The sequence below is a fragment of the Massilia sp. X63 genome, assembly GCF_041023745.1.
Taxonomy (GTDB): domain Bacteria; phylum Pseudomonadota; class Gammaproteobacteria; order Burkholderiales; family Burkholderiaceae_D; genus Telluria.
Genome location: NZ_JBFTEF010000007.1, coordinates 311,177 through 317,498, shown reverse-complemented (window position 1 = coordinate 317,498; position 6,322 = coordinate 311,177). Strand labels below are relative to the sequence as shown.

General features: G+C 71.1%; 8 protein-coding genes. 1 reads left to right on the top strand and 7 read right to left on the bottom strand.

Annotation, left to right across the window (positions count from 1 at the left end; genetic code table 11):
* The first annotated feature begins 159 nt into the window (after positions 1-159).
* Positions 160-1,068: a tRNA glutamyl-Q(34) synthetase GluQRS gene (gene gluQRS, locus AB3347_RS16415; protein WP_369092861.1), complete on the top strand. Its 909-nt coding sequence runs from the start codon at positions 160-162 to the stop codon at positions 1,066-1,068.
* Positions 1,069-1,072: 4 nt separating this feature from the next.
* On the opposite strand, the gene AB3347_RS16410 is transcribed toward gluQRS, so the two are convergent.
* The 7 genes from AB3347_RS16410 to AB3347_RS16380 all read right to left on the bottom strand — a co-directional run bounded on the left by AB3347_RS16410 (position 1,073) and on the right by AB3347_RS16380 (position 6,174).
* Positions 1,073-1,672 carry a CHRD domain-containing protein gene (locus tag AB3347_RS16410; RefSeq protein ID WP_369092860.1) on the bottom strand — a complete coding sequence of 200 codons (600 nt, stop codon included), beginning with the start codon at positions 1,670-1,672 and terminating at the stop codon, positions 1,073-1,075.
* A gap of 151 nt (positions 1,673-1,823) precedes the next feature.
* Complete coding sequence (locus tag AB3347_RS16405) at positions 1,824-2,285, bottom strand: DUF421 domain-containing protein (protein WP_369092859.1); 462 nt, start codon at positions 2,283-2,285, stop codon at positions 1,824-1,826.
* Between the two features lie 81 nt (positions 2,286-2,366).
* Positions 2,367-2,531, bottom strand: a complete 165-nt coding sequence (locus tag AB3347_RS16400) for an oxidoreductase-like domain-containing protein (RefSeq protein ID WP_369092858.1) — start codon at positions 2,529-2,531, stop codon at positions 2,367-2,369.
* Position 2,532: 1 nt separating this feature from the next.
* Complete coding sequence (locus tag AB3347_RS16395) at positions 2,533-2,922, bottom strand: BlaI/MecI/CopY family transcriptional regulator (protein ID WP_369092857.1); 390 nt, start codon at positions 2,920-2,922, stop codon at positions 2,533-2,535.
* 48 nt (positions 2,923-2,970) lie between these two features.
* A complete protein-coding gene (locus tag AB3347_RS16390; RefSeq protein WP_369092856.1) occupies positions 2,971-3,429 on the bottom strand; it encodes a hypothetical protein in 459 nt (152 codons plus the stop codon).
* A gap of 442 nt (positions 3,430-3,871) precedes the next feature.
* Positions 3,872-4,552 carry a response regulator gene (locus AB3347_RS16385; RefSeq protein WP_369092855.1) on the bottom strand — a complete coding sequence of 227 codons (681 nt, stop codon included), beginning with the start codon at positions 4,550-4,552 and terminating at the stop codon, positions 3,872-3,874.
* Positions 4,549-6,174 carry an ATP-binding protein gene (locus tag AB3347_RS16380; RefSeq protein WP_369092854.1) on the bottom strand — a complete coding sequence of 542 codons (1,626 nt, stop codon included), beginning with the start codon at positions 6,172-6,174 and terminating at the stop codon, positions 4,549-4,551. The genes AB3347_RS16385 and AB3347_RS16380 overlap by 4 nt, the downstream gene beginning before the upstream one ends.
* Positions 6,175-6,322: the final 148 nt, after the last annotated feature.

The following is a 6,322-nucleotide window of genomic DNA, read 5'->3' as shown; positions in this document are numbered from 1 at the left end:
TCCTTTGCCAGATCGATGCCGATTGTCGTAATCTTCATGATGACGCCCCCCTCGATGTCGTGGTGAGTTGACACTTCCACTTTGGCACATCGATGCCGTTTCGGGAGGGGGCGTCCATCCCATTGCCAAAAAGTAGGAGGCACCGGGTATCATTACCGGATGTCCACCCTGAATTCTCCCTACATCGGCCGGTTCGCCCCGTCCCCGACCGGCCCGCTGCACGCCGGCTCGCTGGTGGCGGCCCTGGCCAGCTACCTCGACGCCAGGGCGCACCACGGCACCTGGCTGGTGCGCATCGAGGACATCGACGAAGGCCGCAGCGTGCCCGGCGCGGCCGAAGGCATCCTGGCGCTGCTCGACACGCTCGGCATGCATGCCGACGGCGAGGTGGTCTGGCAGAGCCGGCGCAAGCAGCTGTACCAGGCGGCCGCGGAGCGCATCGTCGAGCATACCTATCCCTGCGGCTGCAACCGGCGCGAGATCGCCGATTCGCGCCTCGGCGTCGCGCCCGACGGCGCCCCCATCTATCCCGGCACCTGCCGGCATGGCCTGGCCGAGGGGCGCAGCATGCGCAGCCTGCGCCTGCGCGTGCCGGAGCCGGGCTACGACGTGATCGGCTTCACCGACCGCTTCGCGGGCGAGGTAACCCAGCGCCTGCACGCCGAATCGGGCGACTTCGTCCTGAAGCGCGCCGACGGCTTCTGGGCCTACCAGCTGGCGGTGGTCGTGGACGACGCCGAGCAGGGCGTCACCGACGTGGTGCGCGGGGCCGACCTGCTCGACTCGACGCCGCGCCAGATCTTTTTGCAGCGCGTGCTCGGGGTGCCGACGCCGCGCTACCTGCACGTGCCGGTCGTGCGCAACGAGAACGGCGAAAAACTGTCGAAGCAGACCGGTGCGCTGGCCGTGGCGCCGGGCGACGAGACCGCGGCGCTGGAGGCGCTGCTGCAATCGGCGCGCTTCCTCGGCTTGCAGCTGGACCGGCCGGCATCGCTCGAGGCCTTCTGGCGCGCGGCGATACCGGCCTGGAGCCGGCTGCTGGCGGAGCGCCAGGCGGAGATCGCCTGACGGCCTAGCCGGCCGCGCCGGTGGCACCGGCCCGGCGGCGCGACATCAGCGCCAATCCGGCCAGCCCGACGCCCAGCATCCCCCAGGTCGCGGGTTCGGGAATCGGCGCCGCCACCATCCAGCCGCGGATTTCGCCGTTCGGATACTCGCTCGTGTGGATGTTGAGGTAGGCCTGGTTGGCGTTCATCGCATCGAGCAGCGCCGCGCTGGCCGCCGACGCGGTGCCGCCGAACGAGGCCAGGAAGGCCGGCTCATACACGGCGGGGTCGCCGAGGTCGAAGGTGTGCGTGTAGCTGCCCGCGGTGACCATCATGGGGAAGTCCACCAGCGAAATCGCCGGCGGCGCGACGCCCGTGAAGGCTTCCGTCGTGCAGCAGTGGATGTGGGCCACCGTGGTTCCCGCTAGCAGGTCGTCGAAGGGCACTTCGGCCCGCAGCAGCGAACCGTCGATCTCGAGGGTGGCGACGCTGGCCCCGGGCGACCCGTTGGGCGGCGACTCGCTCGGGCCGCTGGACACGGCGCGGTAGATGTCGGCACCCTGGGCCGCAGGTGCGAGGGCCGCTGTGCCAGCAACCAGCGCAAGCGCGGTCAGTACTTTTTTCATGGCAAACCTCCTGATTAGGAAAGAATCCAAACAGCACACCCGGCGGGTGTACTGCTGAAAAAAGTTAGCGCATCAATTCCGGACCGTCCACACCGTACGGGGGATAAAAGTACCTCGGGCACAGGTATAAAAGAAAGGGAGGAGGCGCCGCTTACGGCTTGCGCATGATGGTGATCTGGCCGTCGGCCTCCAGGAAGGCGCACTTCATCTGCGGGCGCGGGCAGTCGTGCTCGCGCAGGGCTTCTTCGAGGTCCGATTCGGACAGGCGGCAATTGCGCACGACCTTGTCGAAGAACACGCCGTCGCGGCCGATCAGCACGGCGGCGCCGTCGACCAGTTTTTCGAAGCGGGCGCTGCGCGAACTCAACAGGGCGACCAGCGAATTGATGGCGACCAGGGTGGCGGCGCCGATCAGGCCGCCGACCAGCGAATCGTCGCCGCCGTTCAGCGAGTTGGAGACGGCTTCGGACAGCAGCATGACGACCAGCAGGTCGAAGGGCGTGAACTGGCCCACCGTGCGGTGGCCGGACAGGCGCACCATGACCAGCAGCAGCAGGTACACGGCCAGCCCGCGTACGATGAATTCCCACCAAGGAAGATCCATGTCGAACATATTCCCTCCGTGTCGAACACCGATGGGATCATTCTAATCAAAACGATAAGTATTTGATTTTCAAGCGTGCGCGACAGGAACTCAGGCAGGCGGCGCGGCCGGGTTGGCGGCTTCCCAGGCGGCCAGCTCGCGCTCGTAGCGCGCGAGGGCTTCTTCGTAGAGGTCGAACACGCAGGGCACGCAGCCGCTGCGGCAGCAGTCTTCCAGTTCGGGCTGCACGGGTGGGACGGGGCGCGCAATCGGCATCTCAGTCCCCGCGCCGTTCGCCGTTCAGGATGTTCTGGATTTCCTCGCGCTCTTTCTTGCTGACGTGGCCGCGCAGGGCGGCCAGCACCAGCTCCTTGCCGGAGCCGGAGAAGGCCTTGTGGATCAGCTCCTTGATGAGGCTGGCCTGGTGGCTGTCCTGCGGCTGGGCCGGGGCGTACACATGGGCGCGCGCGCTTTCGTCGCGGCTCAGCAGGCCCTTGGCGTGCATCATCTGCAGCAGGCGCAACACGTTGGCATAGGGCATGTCGGGCCGCGTCTCGACCGCCGCGGCGTGCACCTGGCGCGCCGTGGCAGGGCCCAGCCGCCACAGCAGGCGCAGCATTTCCAGTTCGGACGGGGTCGGCTTGGCGGGTAGGTCGGGAGTGCTCATGGGGTCTAGAATAAATGATCTAGACCCCTGCGTCGAGCCGCCTCGCGTTCAATCGCGGATGCGGTACTCGCGCAGCTGGAACACCGGTTCGCCGTCTTCGCGCTCGCACACGCCGGTCATGGTCTCGCCCGGGCGCAGCACGTGGGTGAGGCGCGTGCCCTCGGCCTTGCCGGCGCAGGCCGCATGGGCCGCGGCCGGCACCTCAGGAATGGCGGGCGGATCGGGCGGCAGCGGCGGCGCCGGCGGCGCCGGGAGCGCCGGCATGGCCGGCAGGGCCGGCGGCGCGGGCGGGGTGGCGTGCCCGGCGTGGTCGCCCGGGCCCATCGGGGGCGCCGGCGGGGCAGGCGGGGCAGGCGGCGTGGGCGGGACCGGCGGTACCGGAGGCGGCGGGCACTTGCCCTTCACGGTCGAGTCGCACTGGTAGCGCAGGTGGACGCCGGCCTGGGCGCTGCCGGCCACGCAGCCCAGCAGGGCGATGGCGACGATGGCCTTGTTCTTGATGTTCATGGTGGTCTCCTTTGGCGGCGGCCCGCGCGGCAGGATGCGCGGGCCATGTGTGCATCCTGCATGCCAAATGTGGAGAAACCATGGAGCCGCTGCCGCTAGCAGATCGGCTGTCCCCCGCGCAAGGCCTCCGCCGGCGTAGCCGGTAGTGCATCCGATCATGCACCCGATCGTGTCCCCGGCAGTGCGCCAGCTTGCGCGGCCTGGGTGCGCGCCGCCGCGCGCGCTGCCTTGCCCGGCGCCTGGACCGGCGCCCGGCTTTGGCCGACGGGTGCCGGCGCGGCCAGTTCGCGGATCAGTTCAGTCGCTCCATGCGTCCTGCATGGCGTCCGACCAAGGTAGGACAGCGCGCGAGGCGCAGGACGGCGTAGCGCAAAGAGATTGATGGAACCTTGCGCGCATGACGATGTCGGCTTGCACCCGGGCAGGCGTGTCTGCGGGCGCGTCAGATGTCGTAGCGGTAGCCGAGGCCGTAGATCGACCGGATCGCTTCCAGTCCCGGCGCGGCCAGCGCGATCTTGCGCCGCAGGTTCTTGATGTGGCTGTCCACGGCGCGGTCGGTGGCGTCCAGGCTGTCGGCGCGCGCGCAATCGAGCAGCTGGGCGCGCGAGAACACCTGGCCGGGACGGCGCGCCAGCGCGGCCAGGATCGCGAATTCGCTCGGCGTCAGGTCGAGCGGGCGGCCGTGGAGCGTGGCGCGCCGGGCCGCCTCGTCGAGCGCCAGCACCGGCGCCGGCTGCGGTGCGCCGCCGCCGGCGCGGCGCAGGATGGCCTTGATGCGGGCCATCAGTTCGCGCGGGCTGAAGGGCTTGCACAGGTAGTCGTCGGCGCCCGCTTCCAGGCCGAGCAGGCGGTCGATCTCCTCGACCCGCGCGGTCACCATGATTACCGGCAGCGTGCTGTCCGGCGTGCCGCCGGCGCGCAGCGCCCGGCACAGCGCCAGGCCGTCGAGCCCGGGCAGCATCAGGTCGAGCACGACCAGGGCCGGCGGCGCGGCGCGGATCGCGGCCAGGGCCTCGGCGCCGTCGCCGAACAGCGCGGGCCGGTAGCCGGCCGCGCGCGCGTAGTCGGCCACCAGCGCGGCCAGTTCCGGCTCGTCTTCCACGATCATGATGGTCTGGCTCATGCGCGCTCTCCGGCGGCGCCCGGCGCCAGCGGCAGGGACAGGGTCACGCGCAGGCCGCCGAGCGGCGCATGGGCGAAGGCCAGGGCGCCGCCTTGCGCTTCGAGTAGGCGGCGGCACAGCGCCAGGCCGAGTCCGGCCCCGCCGTGGGCGCGGCTGCGCGAGGCATCGACGCGGTAGAAGCGCTCGCCCAGGCGCGCCAGCGCCGCGTCCGGCACGCCGGGCGCGCTGTCGTCGATGACCAGCTGCAGCAGGCCGCCGCCGGCCTGCGCGTGCAGGGCAATCCGCCCGCCCGGCGCGGTGTAGCGCAGGCTGTTCTCGAACAGGTTGTCGAGCACCTGGCGCAGGCGGTCGGGATCGGCCAGCACGCGGCTGTGCGGCGGGGCCGTCCCGAGCGCGAGCGCCAGCCCGGCCGCCTGCAGGCGCGCGCCGAAGCCCTGCGCATGCGCGACCGCGAACTGCCACAGGTCGAGCGGCGCCGGCTTGCAGTCGAGCGCGCCGACGTCGGCGCGCGCCAGCGCATACAGTTCGTCGATCAGCTTGTTCAGGGCCAGCACCTGGCGCAGCATGGCCGCGACCGTCTCGGGCGTGGCGCTGCGCACGCCGTCCTGCAGCGCCTCCAGCTGGGCGCGCAGCACGGCCAGCGGGGTGCGCAGTTCGTGCGAGGTGTCGGCCACCCACTGGCGGCGCGCGCCTTCGGCGCTTTCCAGCTGCTGCGCCAGCGCGTTGAAGTGGCGCGCCAGCTCGCCCAGTTCGTCGCTGCGCGCCTCCGGCAGGCGCACCGCATAGCGGCCGCCGGCGAGGGCGCCGGCGCCTTCGGCCAGCTGGCGGATCGGCTGGCGGAAGTGGCGCGCCAGCAGCACGGCGGCCAGCGCGCTGAACGCCACCGCGGCAGCCACGATCAGCCACAGGCTGCTGCGCAAGCCGTCGAGGAAGGCCAGGGCCATGGCGTCGCTCGGCCCGTGGCTGCGCGCCACCGTCAGGTAGCCGACGCTGCGGCCGTCCACTTCGATCGGACGGCGCGCCGGCGGCAGCGCGCCCGGCTCCCGCAGCGGGCGGCCGGCCAGGTAGTTGCCCTTGGCGTCGAGCAGGGTGATGCGGCGGTGCAGGTCGTAGCTGACGCCCTCGGCGGGCGCGGCGTCCAGGCGCGGCGGCGGCAGCGGCAAGGCCGGCGGCGCCGGTGGCGCGGGAGGTGCGGGAGGTGCCGGAGGTGCCGGCGGGGCCGGCGCCGCCCCGGGGGCTGAGGCAGGGACGGCCGCCGCCGTGACGCGTAGCGGTGCTGCCGGCGTGGCCGGCGCCACGGCCGGCGGCGGCGCCGGTACTGGCGGCGCGTCCGGCACCGCCAGCGTGCGCCGCCGGCGCTCGTCCTGCAAGCGCAGCAGCTCCTGGGCGATCCAGCCGCGGCCCTCCTCGCCGGCGGGCAGGAACTGCCAGCCTCCGTGTGCCCGGTAGCGCGCCGCCAGCGCGCCCGACAGCTCGTCGAGGCGGTCGAGTTCGATGCCCACGGCGTAGTCGCCGAAACCGGCCAGCACGTTCTGGCGCAGCAGGTAAACGGCGCCGACCGCCACCGCGAGGATGGCGAGCAGGACCGAGAAAAACAGCCGGTGGCCGATGGAAAATTTCACAATGTCGAGTCAGTGCAGGACTACAGGGAAGAAGTCATTCCGTTCTATGGGCAGCATGCAAACAGCGATCCTATTCTAGTGATGGCAAAAACACAAAATATTAATTAGTCAATTTCTCCGCGTGTGACAGACAAGCCGCCGGACGGCG